The following is a 15,935-nucleotide window of genomic DNA, read 5'->3' on the forward strand; positions in this document are numbered from 1 at the left end:
CATGGTTTTCGGTGGGACGAGTAATCGCAGTCCCAAAAGGTCTTCGGTGGGACGAGTAATCGCAGTCCCAAGGGAGCAAAGGAGCCTACTCAAGTAGTACCCTGGCTGAAGCGTTCCCCACGGAAAGCGAGTATTTTTCCGCAGCGCTGGACTACCACTCAATCAGAAAAGGATGGATGGATGGAAGTCCCGTTAAGTGAAGTTAGTTAGGTTGCAGTATATGGATTAAGCGAAGTAACTTGTTCTGATTTCTTTACTATGTCTATCGCTATAAGACAAACACTGTTTGTTTTTATTCAATACATACAAGAAAGTGAAAGGGGCCGCCCCTTTCACCTTTCACTTCAAATTCTTTGGAAGCTTGATAAGGAAGGTAGTCCCTTTATCAACTTCACTCTCCATTTCTATTTCACCATGATGAGTTTCAACGATATGTTTGACTATGGCTAGGCCAAGTCCTGTCCCGCCGGTATTTCTGCTGCGTGCTGGATCAACTCGGTAAAATCGTTCAAAAACTCTTGTCTTGTCTTTATCTGGTATGCCTATTCCTGTATCAGAAATTTCTAAGTAAATGGTATTTTCGTCTTCGTTTGCTTTTAGTCTCACAACCCCGCCTTCGGGAGTATAGTTGACAGCATTATTCAGAAGATTAATCAAAATCTGCTTAACTCGATCCATGTCTCCAATAAACTCAATATTGGCCTTAATATCTTTTTCGAATAAAATGTTCTTTTTCTCTGCTTGTTGGGAAATCAACGGTACGACATCATTAATTATTCTGTTCAAATGGACCTTGCCCCGGTATAATTGTAGTTCTTCTTTTTCTAACTTAGATAGTTCTAACAAGTCATGAACCAAGGCCTGTAATCTTGCACTTTCTTTATAAATGATGTTCAAAAACTGTGTTCTGGCTTCCGGGTCGTCCATTGCTCCATCCAGCAGGGTCTCAGCAAATCCTCTGATCGAAGTAATCGGTGTCTTTAATTCATGCGAAACATTGGCAACAAAATCTTTTCTCATTTCTTCTAGCTTCTTTAACTCTGTTATGTCATGGAAAACAATGACAGCACCCTTTAACACTTGCTTTTCATTGAATATAGGAGCACCAACAATTTCAACAAACCTTCGTTGAATCCCATGGTTATTGATAAAGGAATCCTTCACTTTTTCTTCGTACAAGAACGCCTCTTGTACTGCCTGATGGATTTTTTCCTCCTCGAGAACGTCATAGTATAAAAAACCTACATAGTCTTTAAACTTTCCACCGAATATATCCATGAATTTTCTATTGACCATATGGACGTAACCTTTCTCATCCACAAGCATCAATCCGCTCTCCATATTGTCAATAACCGTCCCAAGCTGGTTTTCCTGCATTTTCTCTTGAAGAGTGATCTCCTGTAAGCTACTCGCCAACTTATTGATGGAGTTGCTCAATCGCCCAGCTTCCCCAAAGTAACTGACATAGGTTCTTGCCTTATAATTTCCTTTGACAAGCTCATCAGCCACCATTGCAGACGATTGGACAGGTTTGATATACTTCTCGAAGATATTGACTATCAATACCAGAAAAACAATTAAACTCCCCGAAATAGTGAGGATACCAATGACCCTTTCCATTGGTGATAAAAGCGGAATTAATATAGCTCCCATTGCCGCCATGATAAATATCACAACAAGCAGGTAACTAATAAAAGGCCTTATATTAACTCCGCCCATGTACATGGTCCTCCATCTTATAACCAAGGCCCCGTATTGTCTTTATGTAAATCGGATGTTTGGTATCTGGCTCTATTTTTTCCCTCAAATGGCTGACATGGACATCGACTATCCGGGTATCTCCTGCAAAATCATAATTCCAGACTGCACTCAACAGTTGATCTCGGGACAATACTTTACCTTTATGCTTCGCCAAGTAAAGCAGCAATTCAAATTCCTTCCTTGTAAATTCTAAATTATTACCTTTAAAAACAGCTTCATATTGTTCGGGGTAAATAATAAGATCTGCAATTTTAATAAACGCATCGGGAATTAATTGTTCTTGCTTGCTAGCTCTCCGTAAAATGGCCTTAATTCGCGCCACAACTTCCTTGGGACTGAAAGGTTTCGTTAAATAATCGTCTGCACCCAGTTCCAGACCGAGCACTTTATCAAACTCATCATCCTTGGCTGTAAGCATCAATATGGGGGTGTCAACCTGTTTTTGTCTGAGTTGCCTGCACACATCTGTACCATCTAATTCTGGCAGCATCAGGTCTAAAACAATCAGATCATAAGGGATCTGCACCGCTTTTTGAAATGCGTCCAACCCGTTGTATGCAACATCTGTTTCGAAGCCGGCTTGTTCGATATTATACTTTAACAAAGTTACTATTGATTCTTCATCGTCTACGATTAGTACCTTCCTGGCCATTCAAACACCCCACTGTAAAATATGTATGTATGTATTATACATCATACCTTCACAGCTAATTTATGTGAACCATAATTCTTTATATATACCGTAAATTTTGTAAAGATTTCTTTACAAATCCTTTTGGTTATTTAATTGAAATTCTCCAGAGAGGTTGCTGTCATGGATTGTGGTTCATACGGTGGGCACACTTTCAACTTTCCTGAAAGAACCTTGTCACCTTCCTGATTTTTCCCAACTACACTCATGGCAACTGTGTGTTCATTTAGATCGACTGAGATGATTTCTACATGGAAGGAAACTTTTGATTGGTGATAAACCGGCTGTGGAAAAATAATTTCATGCTGCAGTATATGGCTTCCAGGACCGGGAAGATGCATTGAAACAATCGAAGAAACAATGCCAAATAACAGGACTGAAGGAACAAGAGGATATTTGAATGGTGTCTGAGAAGCATAGTCATGCTGGGTGTACAGCGGATTTGCATCACCTGTGATCCCCAGATATAAAAGTAATTCTTTGTCTTCAATAAGGTGGGAAGTACTATAATAATCGCCTACACGCAAGTCCGTTATTTTTCGGCCTAGAGGACGTTTTTTTCCTAACATTTTAAGACCCCCTTTTTGAAAATTGGTAATTATATCTCATCAGAGCAAAGTATGTTTACTGCATCTTTGAAATGTGTAAGAGGGCTTTCCTTAAGGAAAAGCCCTCTATCTTAATTATCATTCTAAAACTTTTAGTACATTTTTCACAGAATCAGCAGATTTGTCCAATGCTGCCTTTTCATCGTCTTGTAAATCAAGTTCCACGATTTCTTCGATTCCATTACCACCGATGATAGTTGGAACTCCTAGATAAATATCGGAATACCCATATTCACCCTCTAAATAAGCAATCGAAGGAAGCACACGCCGTTGGTCTTTAAGAATAGCTTCAGCCATGACGGTAAGAGAAGCCGCTGGAGCGTAATAGGCGCTCCCATTACCGAGCAGGTTAACAATCTCTCCTCCGCCCTTCCTTGTTCGTTCCACAATTGCATCCAGTCGTTCCTTTGAAATCAATTTTTCCAAAGGAATGCCTCCAGCAAAAGAATAACGGATTAACGGTACCATGTCATCGCCATGGCCGCCAAGAACAAATCCAGTAATATCCTTCACAGAAAGATTTAACTCCTCAGCTACAAACGAACGAAATCTCGCAGTATCCAATACTCCTGATTGACCGATTACGCGATTTTTGGGAAATCCAGACTCTTTAAAAACCGTATAGGTCATTGCATCGACTGGATTAGTTAAAACTAATAAAAAGGTATCTGGTGAGTATTTAACTATTTCTTTGGTAACGCTCTTCATGATTTTCGCATTTGTATTTACCAAATCGTCCCGGCTCATTCCAGGCTTTCTGGCAATTCCGGCTGTGATGATGACAAGGTCTGACCCCTCTGTTTCACCGTAATCAGAAGTACCTTTGATTTTGGCATCAAAGCCTTGAACAGGACTTGCCTCCAACATATCCAGTGCTTTCCCTTTAGTAGGGTCTTCCATATCCGGAATATCTACCAAAACAACATCTGCCAGCTCTTTTTGTGCGATCATCAATGCTGTAGTGGCACCAGTAAAGCCGCCGCCTACTACAGAAACTTTTCTTCTTTTAATAGTCATGATATACCCCTTTCTATTAGTTCATAATAGTGGTAATCAGTCCATATTCCTAATAAGAGCATCACCGAATCCGGAAGTTTTCACTTCTTTTGCCCCATCCATCATCCGGGCAAAATCGTAGGTAACTTCTTTAGAAGCAATTGTTTTCTCCATTGATTTGATAATTAAATCAGCTGCTTCCCTCCATTCCAAATGTTCCAACATTAGAACACCGGAAAGAATTACTGATGATGGATTTACTTTGTCCATACCAGCATATTTAGGAGCTGTACCATGTGTAGCTTCAAAGATAGCATGCCCGGACTCATAGTTGATATTGGCTCCAGGTGCTATGCCGATACCACCGACTTGTGCAGCTAATGCATCAGAAATATAGTCGCCATTCAGGTTCATAGTTGCCACGACATCAAATTCACGCGGACGAGTAAGGATTTGCTGAAGGAAAATGTCAGCAATGGCATCTTTCACAATGATTTTGCCTGCTTTTTCCGCATCTTCCTGTGCTTTATTAGCGGCATCTTTTCCTTCACTTTCTACTATTCTGTCATACTCCCACCATGTAAATACTTTATCACCGTATTCTTCTTCAGCAACCTCATATCCCCATGCTTTAAAGGAGCCTTCCGTAAATTTCATAATGTTGCCTTTATGGACCAGTGTTACACTTTTTCTGCCTTCGTTTATTGCATAATCGATAGCAGCCCTAACCAGCCGTTTTGTCCCTTCTTCTGAAACCGGTTTAATACCGATACCGGAAGTCTCTGGGAAACGGATTTTATGTACACCCATTTCATTTTTAAGGAATTCGATTACTTTCTTCACTTCATCTGAACCTTTTTGCCATTCGATTCCAGCATAGATATCCTCTGTATTTTCACGGAAAATCACCATGTCAGTATCTTCAGGACGTTTGACAGGGGACGGAACACCCTCGAAATAACGAACAGGACGCAGACAAGTAAACAAGTCTAGTTCCTGGCGTAGTGCTACGTTTAAAGAACGAATGCCACCGCCGACAGGAGTTGTCAAAGGACCTTTAATGGCAATTTTGTAGTCACGGATTGTTTCCAATGTTTCTTCAGGCAGCCATTCACCGGTTTTGTCAAAAGCTTTTTGCCCTGCATATACTTCTTTCCAGTCAATTTCTTTTTTGCCATCATATGCTTTTTCAACTGCAGCTTCGATAACCCTCTTAGCCGCAGCCCAAATATCCGGCCCGATTCCATCACCTTCTATGAACGGGATCACTGGATGGTCTGGTACGTTCATTACCCCATTTTCTACTGTAATTTTTTCACTTTGTGCCATATTATTTGACCTCCTAATCATAATTCAGCTTCCATTAAATAGTATCATATAGCGAATAGTCTTTCACTACATGGTTGAGACGATAAAGCCGCCTGAAGCCGGTAGAAAACCGGCTTTGCCAGTCTTCAAACTAGTTTGCTATCTGTTTTCGACTGAAGTATATGTTTGATTTTTAGGACCTACATACTCAGCCCGCGGGCGAATCAAGCGATTGTTCTCATATTGTTCCAGAATATGTGCCAACCAGCCGGACACTCTGCTGACAGCAAAAATAGGAGTGAACAAGTCATGTTCAATTCCCAAGCTATGGTAGACAGAAGCAGAATAGAAGTCCACGTTCGCCGGCAGTCCCTTTTCGTTTTTAATATAATCTTCAATTTTCACTGACATTTCATACCATTTTGATTGCCCGGTGAGTTCTGTCAGCTCTCTGGACATCTTCTTCAAATGCTTTGCTCGTGGGTCTCCTGTACGGTACACCCTGTGTCCCATGCCCATGATTTTTTCTTTGTTAGTCAATTTTTCTTGAATATACGGCAGCGCATTATCCACTTCACCAATTTCTTCGAGCATTTTCATCACACGTTCATTGGCACCGCCGTGCAATGGTCCTTTCAGGGCACTAATTGCAGCAGTAATGCCTGAATAAACATCAGATAAAGTGGCAACGCATACACGAGAAGTAAAAGTGGATGCATTCAACTCATGATCCGCATGTAATACTAATGCTTTATTAATAGCTTCTATTTCCAAGTTTTTGGGTTCTTCTCCGTTGAGCATGTATAGGAAATTGGCAGCATAGCTAAGATTTTTCTTTGGAGCAACAGGTTCTTTTCCGTTACGAATACGTGCAAAAGCTGCTACCACAGATGAAACTTGTGCCTGGATACGAACAGCTTTACGCTTGTTCGCTGCTTCTTCCATAACATCGGCTTCTTCATCATACAAACCAAGCAGGGAAACAGCAGTTCTTAAAGCTGCCATGGGATGAACAGACTTCAAGTCATAAGATTTCAAATGTTGTATGACTCCATCATGAAGTGCCATATTGGAAGCTAGATCTTCCTTCAATTCTGCCAATTCGTTTTCCAATGGCAGACGCTTGTTCCAAAGTAAAAAGATAACTTCCTCAAAACTAGAATTCTCTGCCAGATCATCAATTTTGTACCCGGCATAAGTCAATTGGTCATCAATTATGGAACTAATGGATGATTCTGTCGCTACAATTCCTTCCAGCCCTTTCGTTGTTGACATAGTATCCCTCTCCTTTTCCATATTCTCCCTTGTGTTCATCTGCTTGAAATATTATCGGCCCGTAAATCTTTCCCGTCCGTAACGGTTCCGTTCTACGTAAATATGCAGATGAAAAAAAGGCAGCTCCCACTGTTCAGGTCCAGAAATGAACCAGACATTCTTTGCTAGATTGATAGAAATTCCCCATATCATCCCCAAGTTAATTATAAACAAATTATATACTAAAGTGAAACGTTTTCTTTTTTCTTTTCACTGTCAGCTTACCCGATGTTTACAATTAAAAAACGAGTGATGCATAGTCACTAATATGATGCTGGACTCGGTGTAAAGGATAGTGACAATGGGGGATTGTAAATGCAAAGAATTACTCCCAAACTATGTAAAAATAAAAACCCCTTAGTTTATAGATTAACTCGAATTTATCTATTTTTCAAATAATTGATCTCTTTAAGTGAACCCCGCTTAGCCTCCAGGAATTCACTTTGACGCTCAACTTATCGTCCCCTTCTTTTGGTGAACAATAATCAACTTGATTGACTTCATTGGCGGTTATTCACCATGTGAAGTTGTTTACCAATAAAAATCCGCCGAGACTACCCGGCGGATAAAAAAGCTTGTCAAAATCATTAATTGCTTATGTAAATTTAGTAATATAATCGACTGCCTTCATAACTATATATGCAATCCCTGCACCGATAAGCGGACCTACTGCGACCCCTTGAAAAAAAACCACCGCAAGAATTGTCCCCATTACAAGGGCTGTAGTTAAATGAGGGTCATTTGCCAGTAGATCAAGTCCGTTTTTTGCAATCAATGCTACAATAATGCCAGATGCTAACGCAATCCATCCATAATAGGATTTAACGCTTCCTAAAAGTTCTTTAAAGCCTATCTCTCCACTTGCTATCGGCACCAGCACGGCAATCGTGATTATAGTTACTCCCCAACCGATTCCCTTGTCAGAAAGCACTGGGAACAATTTTTGGTCCAGGCGAAGCAGCTGCAATCCGAATAAAATATAAACCGCAATCATTATGGACTGATTTTTTCCAATGTAACCTAATATAAATAATATAAGCAAAAATAATGTAGACTGGTTGAACATGTAATCCTCTCCACTACTTGTATATTTTCTTAAACCCGTCAGCGAAAGGTGTGTACATATGCCGCTTACAACTTTTCATCAATTACTTAGGGCAATCCTGGTAATTCTGGCCTTTACCGCAGGATTGGTCATTTTTTACTATGTTGCAGGATATATATACCCATTTCTACTAGCTTTGATATTGGCTTTTCTTTTGAACCCGCTCGTCGATTTTTTTGAAAATAAGGGGTATATGCCAAGAGCAATGGCAGTAATCCTTGTCCTCTTTTGGTCTTTGTTCGTCATCATAGGTATTTTCACCTTGATACTCATAGAATTAATTAATGGAACAACTTATTTGGCTGAAATGATTCCCCACCATTTCAAAACACTTGTCAGTTTTATCGAAGCTTTCATAACAACACAGGTCATTCCACTTTATGACCATCTTTTATCCCTTATAAAAACCCTCGAACCTGCACAGCAACAACTCATTCTGCAACATATCAAAAAAGTGGGACAAGATATATCAGAAAATGGAGCCGAACTTCTTCAGACGATTTTACAGGCCATACCAAATACCATTATAGGCCTTCCAAATTTTGTTTCTGTTCTTCTATTTTCCTTGTTAGGCACTTTTTTCATCAGTAAAGATTGGTACAAGCTAAGAAAATATTACTTTCAGTTTGCGCCACCTTTTTTCACGAAATCAGTTTCCGAGATACTCGCCGGCCTAAACAACGCCTTTCTGGGTTTTATCAAAGCACAGTTAACTTTGATTTTCATTACCTTTATTATCGTTTTATGCGGACTGTTTATACTCGGAATCGAGCACACCCTGACCATAGCCGCCATCATTGCTGTAATTGACTTGCTCCCTTATTTAGGAACTGGTCTAATCTTCCTGCCCTGGATCTGTTATTCCTTTTTTAGCGGTGAACATGATTTAACAATCGGAATATCTATTCTATATGCTATCATCATTATCCAGAGACAGATCATGGAGCCAAAAGTATTATCCGACAACATGGGACTCCATCCACTTGCTACACTGATTGCATTGTTCGCCGGATTCCAGCTTTTCGGATTCTGGGGATTGATTATCGGCCCTGCTTTATTGGTTATTGGTATGACTGTGGTTCAAAGCGGAATAATTACACACATATGGCTTTATATTGTAGGAAACAACCAAAAATAAACACCTGGACATCATTTGTCCGGGTGTTTATAACTACCTTCGAAAAATAGTGATTGTCCCTCTTTCAAGCATGTTGCGGAGCACTCTAACCATCCATCTCTTTATCGGCCTTCTGGTTATGGGAAGTAACAATACAAATCCGGTAGCATCAGTAATGAATCCCGGAGTCAATAAGACAGCTGCACCCAGCAGAATACATATTCCATCCAGAATTTCTTCTTGTGGGGCTTGGCCATAGCTCATAGCCTGTTTTGCTCTGTTCAATGTTTCCAAGCCTTGTCGCTTTGCGAGCCAAGCACCGATCACACCAGTCAAAACAATAAGAAGCACCACCCACCATGGACCAATAGCATTGCCGGACCAAACCAGTATCCCTACTTCCAAGGCCGGTACTATTAAAACCAAAAGCATCAACCAACGAAACACAACCTCCACCACCTTTTGCCTTCTTTAAACCCTTTTATAAATACTTTTAAGTGCAAAGACACAAGTAAAAGAAATAAAAGTCCAATTAATCATGATTTGACACAAAATATATAAACTACGACATAACTTTTTTGTGGCTTCCTTCCATTCTTTTCGGATTGAGTGGTAGTCCAGCGCTGCGGAAAAATACTCCCTTTCCGGGAGCAGCACCTTAGCCAGGGTACTACTTGAGTAGACACCTTTGCTCCCTTGCGTCGAAGAAGCCTACTACGTAGCGATACTAGAAGACGCAGACGCATCACTGCGGGGTCTTCGGAAGCTGCTCTTCCCTAGGAGTGTCGCATTTTTCCTCCGCTTTCAGTAGATTGCTGATTAGGCGATAAGGGGTCCTAAAATATGTCTAATATGGGTATATGGCGTATTTCTCAAACAAAATTCAGAAAGCCCCTAGCAGCGGAGTCAGAACACGTAGAATCCCTGAAGATACAAACCAATTCTCTTCGTGCGATGTAATGCTGACGAATCCTTCCTTATCCTATGGGAACAGAAAAGGGTCATCAATGGGGCGAGTAATCGCAGTCCTACGAGAGCTGGGAAGCTTATTCAACTAGTCAGCTGGCTAATGTCGTGCCCAAGGGTAAACGAAGAGTTCTGCCTCTGCTGTTTGTAAGTTTCTGCATTTTGGGTAGAAAAATCTCTATAACTCCACAACTGTTATTTCCTCTTGCCAATGCAGATTGCTATTACAAGCTACGGTAAAATGCGAGACTCCTGCGGGAAAGGAACAGTCTGAAGACCCCGCAGTTGGCGCTTTTTGCCAGCGAGGAGGCTGAAGCGTTCCCCGTGGAAAGCGAGTATTTTACCGTAGCGGTGGATTAGCACATATCTGTAAAGGGTTAGAGACAGTCTCTCTAAGATAAATTGTCACTATGTCGCAGTTTCCCTCAACTACAAAGTTCTAGTAGTTTTTTGTACTGGATGCTGTAAGTACTTTTAGAAAATAAAAGAAGGGGTTTCCCCCTTCTTTACACTTGATTAAAGGACACTTGCATGACCTTCGTAAATATCACCTTTGCCTGCGTCTATTGTAACTTCCTGCCCATCTTCGAACAAGTCAATTGCCTTGTCCACTCCGACGATAACAGGAATTCCCAAGCTAAGACCGACTACGGCTGCATGAGAAGTAAGACCGCCTTCTTCTGTCACAATACCTGCTGCCTTTTCAATCGCAGGCATCATTTCTTTATCAGTTCCGTAAGTGATGACAATATCATCTTGCTCGACTTTCGCCAATGCTTCTTCAGCATTTTTGACAGTAACAGCCCTTCCGTATGCACTTCCTTTACCGACACCTTGTCCTTTGGCAAGTACATCACCGATCACATGAACTTTCATAATATTTGTTGTTCCGCTCTCACTTACCGGAACACCAGCTGTTATGATCACCCTGTTTCCTCTGGTCAATAAGCCTGAAGAAAGACCTCGCTCAATTGCCACCGCCAATACATCGTCAGTAGAGTGGGCTGGTTCTCCAAGAATCGTATTAACACCCCAGACCAAGGCAAGTCTGCGATTGATTTTTTCATCGAAAGTTACAGCGATTATCGGAGCTTTAGGACGATATTTGGAAATCATCCGTGCTGTGTGCCCGCTGACAGTAGGAGCTAAAATAGCATCTACTTCCAGATTCATCGCTGAATGATTAACAGATTGGCTGATTGCATCTGTGATTGTCATATCGCTTGTTTTCGACCGCACATCCAAAATCACTTTATGATTCAGGGCTGTTTCTGCTTTTTTGGCAATATTACTCATTGTTTGGACAGCTTCTACAGGATAGTCACCTGCAGCTGTTTCACCGGACAACATAACTGCATCTGAACCGTCAAAAATGGCGTTTGCCACGTCAGAAGCTTCTGCTCTGGTCGGCCGAGGATTACGCTGCATCGAGTCAAGCATTTGTGTCGCTGTGATGACAGGCTTTCCGGCTGTATTACATTTTTGGATCATATCTTTCTGAACCAACGGTACATCTTCCGGTGGAATTTCCACCCCTAAATCTCCACGTGCCACCATCAATCCATCACTGACTTGCAGGATGCTGTCTAAATTGTCGACACCTTCTTGGTTTTCGATTTTTGGAATGATTTGAATATCGCCGGCATTGTGCTGTTCCAAAAGTTCACGGATTTCCAGCACATCGGTAGCACGACGCACAAATGAAGCTGCTATGAAATCCACACCTTGTTCAATACCGAATTTGATGTCATTGGCATCCTTATCGGTAATCCCTGGAAGGTTTACACTAACGTTAGGTACGTTGACGCCCTTTTTGTTCTTTAGCAATCCAGAGTTCAATGCTGTTGTTTTCAACTCATTCTTGTCCTGGAGGATTTCTGTTACCTCCAACTCGATGAGGCCATCATCAAGGAGCAATTTAGAGCCTACATGAACATCATTGATAAGATCCGGATATGTTACCGAAATTCGCTCGGCAGTACCTTCGATCTCTTCCATGGATACAAATACCGTATCCCCTTTGTTCAACTGTGCCTCACCATTTTTAAGAGTGCCAGTCCTTATTTCCGGCCCTTTGGTATCTAATAGGATAGCCACTGTTTTTCCTGTTGCTTCAGCAGCAGTCCTGATGTTTTTAATTCGTTGTCCATGTTCTTGAAAATCTCCATGAGAAAAGTTTAATCGTGCAACGTTCATTCCGGCTTCCATCAATTGGGTCAATTTTTCAACTGATTCTGAGGCCGGACCGATTGTACAAACTATTTTTGTCTTTCTCACAATGATCTCCTCCTTTCAAAATTCTTAACTAAAATCCTATCTATTATATGGAAAGCTCTTTAGAAAGCTTATACATATCAAAATCGACTTCGTGTTTCTCATCTAAAATTTCTAAAATGTCATGATCTACTAGCTTATTGTTTTGCATTCCTACCACTCTTCCAGCCTTGCCTTCCAACAAAAGGTCGACAGCTTTTGCACCAAGACGGCTGGCAAGTACACGGTCCGAAGCTGTCGGGGAACCACCGCGTTGGGTGTGCCCCAATACTGTAACACGTGTTTCAAGACTAGTGGCATCCTGAATTTTTTGACCAAAGTCCAGACCAGAGCCAACTCCTTCAGCAAGCACAATAATACTGTGTTTTTTACCTCGTTCATGCCCTCTTTTCAACCTGTCGACAACATCTTGAAAATCATCAGCATGCTCAGGGATCAGAATGCTTTCTGCTCCGTCTGCCAAGCCTGCCCAAAGCGCGATATCACCAGCATGTCTGCCCATTACTTCGACAACGTATGTACGCTCATGAGAAGTAGCCGTATCTCTGATCTTGTCAATGGCTTCAATGACAGTGTTTAAAGCTGTATCAAAACCAATGGTGAAGTCTGTACCCGGAATATCATTGTCAATCGTGCCGGGAACTCCGATGCAAGGGTATCCTAATTGTGTCAGTTTTTCAGCCCCGCGGAATGAACCGTCGCCACCAATGACAATCAAACCCTCTATTCCGAATTTGTTTAACTGGTCGATGGCCTTTTGGCGTCCTTCTTCTGTACGGAATTCATCACTTCTTGCCGTATAAAGAATAGTACCACCGCGTTGGATTATATCACCTACAGATCCAATTTCCATCTTTTTGATGTTGCCTTCAATCAGTCCTTGGTATCCATTATAAACACCATACACTTCCAATCCACTGTATATACCTTTCCTGACTACTGCTCTGATTGCAGCATTCATGCCAGGTGAATCTCCGCCGCTTGTAAGTACACCTATTTTCTTCATGTAATTCACCTCTATTTTAAAAAATTATTGCTTGTAACTTTTCTCCCCATTCCAAGATAATCCTAAACACCTATATTATCAAATAAATTATACCTGAATATGTAAGCAACACCTAATAGAATATATAAAAACATGCTGACAATCAAGGAGCTGCCCCAAAAAAAGGACAGCTTCCATTCATTAAAGTATTCATTACTCTGTCATTTCTTCCGAATATTCACCTATCGCCTTATATTTTTCCCATCTATTCTCCAACAGTTCTTCAGTATCCAGATTAACCAATTCTGCCAATGATTGATCAAGAACTTGATCAATATTCACCGATTGATTATTTATATCACGATGTGCCCCGCCTCTTACTTCCGGAATGATCTCGTCAATAATTTTGAGTTCTTTTAAATCATAGGAAGTAATTTTCATCGTTTCAGCGGCTCTTTGTGCTTGTGTGGAATCCTTCCATAGTAAGGCTGCAGCTCCTTCCGGCGAAATAACCGAGTATGTAGAGTTTTCCAGCATATGGATTTTATCGCCGACTCCAAGCGCCAAGGCACCGCCGCTTCCTCCTTCACCTATTACGATACAAATAACAGGAACACGCAATCCAGCCATTTCCATCAGGTTTCTGGCAATAGCTTCACTTTGCCCGCGTTCTTCGGCAGCTTTTCCTGGATATGCTCCTTTTGTATCAATAAAACAGATGACCGGTCTCTTGAACTTTTCCGCCTGTTTCATATGCCTCAATGCCTTGCGATATCCTTCCGGCTGGGGCATGCCGAAATTACGCTTGATGTTTTCTTTGGTATTTTTCCCTCGTTGGTGACCAATCACTGTCACTGGAGCCCCTTTATACTTGGCAATCCCGGCTACAATCGCTTCATCCTCGCCGAACAAACGGTCTCCGTGAAATTCCATAAAGTCCGTGAACAAATGCTCAATATAATCCAATGTCGTTGGACGTTCGGCATGACGTGCGATCTGGACTCTGTCCCAAGGCTTTAAATTGCCGTATATATCTGCTTCCAGTTTTTCCAGACGAGCTTCCAATGTGGAAATTTCATCTGTCAGGTCAATATCACTATCTTTGGTGAAATCTTTAAGTTCAGCAATTTTATCTCTCAATTCGAATACAGGTTTCTCAAATTCGAGTGCATGCTTCATCGTGTTTCCCTCCCTGCTTGATGGATGTCAAGCAATGATGTCAAAACAGGTTTCATGTCATGCCGTTGGATGACTTTGTCTAACTGGCCATGCTTCAATTGGAATTCTGCTGTTTGAAAATCATCAGGCAGCTTTTCCCTGATAGTCTGTTCAATGACCCTTCTACCAGCAAATCCAATCAAAGCTCCCGGTTCCGCAAAGTTATAATCGCCCAAGGAAGCAAAACTTGCAGAAACTCCGCCGGTCGTAGGGTTCGTCATGATAGAAACCATTAATCCACCGGCTTCAGAGAACCTTTGAATCGCAACAGATGTTTTACTCATCTGCATCAAACTTAAAACACCCTCCTGCATCCTGGCTCCGCCAGAAGCGGTAAATATGATAAAAGGAAGAGATTCCACCCTTGCTTTTTCGATTGCTCTCGCGATTTTTTCACCAACCACAGAACCCATACTTCCCATTCGAAACCTGGAATCCATCACCGCGAACGCGGCAGGAAATTCATTAATGGTGCCTTTTCCGGTAACCACAGCCTCATTCAACCCGGACTTTTCCCGGTCTTTCTCCAGTTTTCCTTCATACTCCGGGAAATCCAACGGGTTGCTGGATATCAAATGCTTGTCCCACTCTACAAAAGATCCTGCATCAAACGTTGCCTCGATTCTGTCATAGGCCGGCATTTGATGATGATACCCACAATTGATGCACACATTGAGGTTTTTCTTCATTTCTTTGGCATAATAAATTTTTTGGCAGTTGTTGCATTTTTGCATCAATCCTTGAGGAATGTCCTGCTTGGCTTCCTCTCTCGGTATGGATGCGTATTTTCTTTTCTTGCTAAAAAAGTCCTTAAGCAAGGATAATTCCTCCCTTTTCCTACAGTCCATGCGCTTTTCAAGTAATTCAAATGCAGAAGAGTGATTGTCATTCTCTTACTGTGACATAGTTGTTTACCACATGGTCAATCTATAATCATTTTTCAAGGGTTTAAGTAGATGAACCATATCTATATAAATCATGGAACAAATGATCAATTCGCTCCAGTTCTTTTTTTGAAAAACTTTCAAGCAATTCGTTGTAGAATGAATTATTATAGCTAATCTCATTAATAGTATAGGCAAAGTCTTCTAATAACTGCCATATTTTTTGTAACAACAGGTTATCCGTGTGTTGAAAGATAATCAGGAAAAAATGATAATGACGTTGTTTCTCTTGAAAATCCGTTGCTGAAAGCACTGTTTTCAAATTTCTAATGAGTACAGGTGTAATATTCCCGGCCGCAAGCTTAGCCGCTTCTTTTTCCATAATTTGTTTAGTATTAACAATATCGTCTCTCGTTCTGGGATCTTGCAGGATAAAAGTAGATAATAATTCAACTGTATGATAAGGACGATAAACCCGCAAAAATGTCCCTTCACCTCTTCTTGTCTCAATCAAGCCTAACAATTCAATGGCTCTTAGTGCCTCTCTAATTGAAGACCTTCCGGCATCAAGCTGCACAGCTAATTCACGCTCAGATGGAAGTTTATCACCTGGGGATAATCGGTGCTTTTCAATATAATTCCTGATTTCATCCAGTACTTGTTCATATACTTTTATTTTTGCCGGCGTTTGCACCAAAAGGTCACTCC

The 15,935-nt window shown here is 41.2% G+C and carries 14 protein-coding genes; 1 reads left to right on the plus strand and 13 read right to left on the minus strand.

Features of this window, described 5'->3' with window-relative positions; genetic code table 11:
* Window positions 1-339: 339 nt before the first annotated feature.
* The 7 genes from pnpS to CZ434_RS00095 all read right to left on the minus strand — a co-directional run bounded on the left by pnpS (window position 340) and on the right by CZ434_RS00095 (window position 7,744).
* A complete protein-coding gene (pnpS, locus tag CZ434_RS00065; RefSeq protein WP_077621190.1) occupies window positions 340-1,719 on the minus strand; it encodes a two-component system histidine kinase PnpS in 1,380 nt (459 codons plus the stop codon).
* Window positions 1,706-2,413, minus strand: coding sequence for a response regulator transcription factor (locus CZ434_RS00070; RefSeq protein ID WP_077621191.1), 708 nt, complete (start codon window positions 2,411-2,413; stop codon window positions 1,706-1,708). The genes pnpS and CZ434_RS00070 overlap by 14 nt, the downstream gene beginning before the upstream one ends.
* Window positions 2,414-2,544: 131 nt before the next feature.
* Complete coding sequence (locus CZ434_RS00075) at window positions 2,545-3,021, minus strand: MaoC family dehydratase (protein ID WP_077621192.1); 477 nt, start codon at window positions 3,019-3,021, stop codon at window positions 2,545-2,547.
* A gap of 117 nt (window positions 3,022-3,138) precedes the next feature.
* On the minus strand, window positions 3,139-4,077 hold the full coding sequence (mdh, locus tag CZ434_RS00080; RefSeq protein WP_077621193.1) for a malate dehydrogenase: 939 nt from the start codon (window positions 4,075-4,077) through the stop codon (window positions 3,139-3,141).
* 36 nt (window positions 4,078-4,113) lie between these two features.
* A complete protein-coding gene (gene icd / locus CZ434_RS00085; protein WP_077621194.1) occupies window positions 4,114-5,385 on the minus strand; it encodes an NADP-dependent isocitrate dehydrogenase in 1,272 nt (423 codons plus the stop codon).
* 138 nt (window positions 5,386-5,523) lie between these two features.
* A complete protein-coding gene (citZ, locus tag CZ434_RS00090) occupies window positions 5,524-6,639 on the minus strand; it encodes a citrate synthase (RefSeq protein WP_077621195.1) in 1,116 nt (371 codons plus the stop codon).
* Window positions 6,640-7,273: 634 nt separating this feature from the next.
* Window positions 7,274-7,744 (minus strand): DUF441 domain-containing protein, encoded by a 471-nt coding sequence (locus tag CZ434_RS00095; protein WP_077621196.1) that lies wholly within the window; start codon window positions 7,742-7,744, stop codon window positions 7,274-7,276.
* A 58-nt stretch (window positions 7,745-7,802) separates the two neighbouring features.
* Here CZ434_RS00095 and ytvI point away from each other — a divergent pair, with 58 nt between their 5' ends.
* Window positions 7,803-8,921 (plus strand): sporulation integral membrane protein YtvI, encoded by a 1,119-nt coding sequence (gene ytvI, locus CZ434_RS00100; RefSeq protein ID WP_077621197.1) that lies wholly within the window; start codon window positions 7,803-7,805, stop codon window positions 8,919-8,921.
* Between the two features lie 33 nt (window positions 8,922-8,954).
* Here the strand turns inward: ytvI and CZ434_RS00105 are convergent, their stop codons facing one another.
* From CZ434_RS00105 to CZ434_RS00130, 6 genes are all read right to left on the minus strand, one after another.
* Window positions 8,955-9,347, minus strand: a complete 393-nt coding sequence (locus tag CZ434_RS00105) for an FxsA family protein (protein ID WP_077621198.1) — start codon at window positions 9,345-9,347, stop codon at window positions 8,955-8,957.
* Window positions 9,348-10,382: 1,035 nt separating this feature from the next.
* Entirely contained in the window at window positions 10,383-12,143 is a 1,761-nt protein-coding gene (gene pyk, locus CZ434_RS00110; protein WP_077621199.1) for a pyruvate kinase, read from the minus strand.
* Between the two features lie 43 nt (window positions 12,144-12,186).
* Entirely contained in the window at window positions 12,187-13,146 is a 960-nt protein-coding gene (gene pfkA / locus CZ434_RS00115; RefSeq protein WP_077621200.1) for a 6-phosphofructokinase, read from the minus strand.
* Window positions 13,147-13,338: 192 nt separating this feature from the next.
* Window positions 13,339-14,304 (minus strand): acetyl-CoA carboxylase carboxyl transferase subunit alpha, encoded by a 966-nt coding sequence (gene accA / locus CZ434_RS00120; protein WP_077621201.1) that lies wholly within the window; start codon window positions 14,302-14,304, stop codon window positions 13,339-13,341.
* Window positions 14,301-15,161 carry an acetyl-CoA carboxylase, carboxyltransferase subunit beta gene (gene accD / locus CZ434_RS00125; RefSeq protein ID WP_077621202.1) on the minus strand — a complete coding sequence of 287 codons (861 nt, stop codon included), beginning with the start codon at window positions 15,159-15,161 and terminating at the stop codon, window positions 14,301-14,303. Before accD ends, accA begins: the two co-directional genes overlap by 4 nt.
* A 130-nt stretch (window positions 15,162-15,291) precedes the next feature.
* The gene (locus tag CZ434_RS00130) at window positions 15,292-15,921 is read right to left on the minus strand and encodes a FadR/GntR family transcriptional regulator (RefSeq protein ID WP_077621269.1); all 630 of its coding nucleotides are present in this window, start codon (window positions 15,919-15,921) and stop codon (window positions 15,292-15,294) included.
* Window positions 15,922-15,935: the final 14 nt, after the last annotated feature.

The organism is Sediminibacillus massiliensis (assembly GCF_900156915.1).
In the GTDB taxonomy this organism is placed as follows: Bacteria; Bacillota; Bacilli; order Bacillales; family Amphibacillaceae; genus Sediminibacillus_A; species Sediminibacillus_A massiliensis.

Excerpts from the sequence above, each read along its gene's own strand:
- CZ434_RS00070 (WP_077621191.1), bottom strand. The coding sequence starts at position 2,413 with ATGGCCAGGAAGGTACTAATCGTAGACGATGAAGAATCAATAGTAACT.
- citZ (WP_077621195.1), bottom strand. The coding sequence starts at position 6,639 with ATGTCAACAACGAAAGGGCTGGAAGGAATTGTAGCGACAGAATCATCC.
- pnpS (WP_077621190.1), bottom strand. The coding sequence starts at position 1,719 with ATGGGCGGAGTTAATATAAGGCCTTTTATTAGTTACCTGCTTGTTGTG.
- CZ434_RS00075 (WP_077621192.1), bottom strand. The coding sequence starts at position 3,021 with ATGTTAGGAAAAAAACGTCCTCTAGGCCGAAAAATAACGGACTTGCGT.
- CZ434_RS00095 (WP_077621196.1), bottom strand. The coding sequence starts at position 7,744 with ATGTTCAACCAGTCTACATTATTTTTGCTTATATTATTTATATTAGGT.
- accA (WP_077621201.1), bottom strand. The coding sequence starts at position 14,304 with ATGAAGCATGCACTCGAATTTGAGAAACCTGTATTCGAATTGAGAGAT.
- icd (WP_077621194.1), bottom strand. The coding sequence starts at position 5,385 with ATGGCACAAAGTGAAAAAATTACAGTAGAAAATGGGGTAATGAACGTA.
- pfkA (WP_077621200.1), bottom strand. The coding sequence starts at position 13,146 with ATGAAGAAAATAGGTGTACTTACAAGCGGCGGAGATTCACCTGGCATG.
- mdh (WP_077621193.1), bottom strand. The coding sequence starts at position 4,077 with ATGACTATTAAAAGAAGAAAAGTTTCTGTAGTAGGCGGCGGCTTTACT.
- ytvI (WP_077621197.1), top strand. The coding sequence starts at position 7,803 with ATGCCGCTTACAACTTTTCATCAATTACTTAGGGCAATCCTGGTAATT.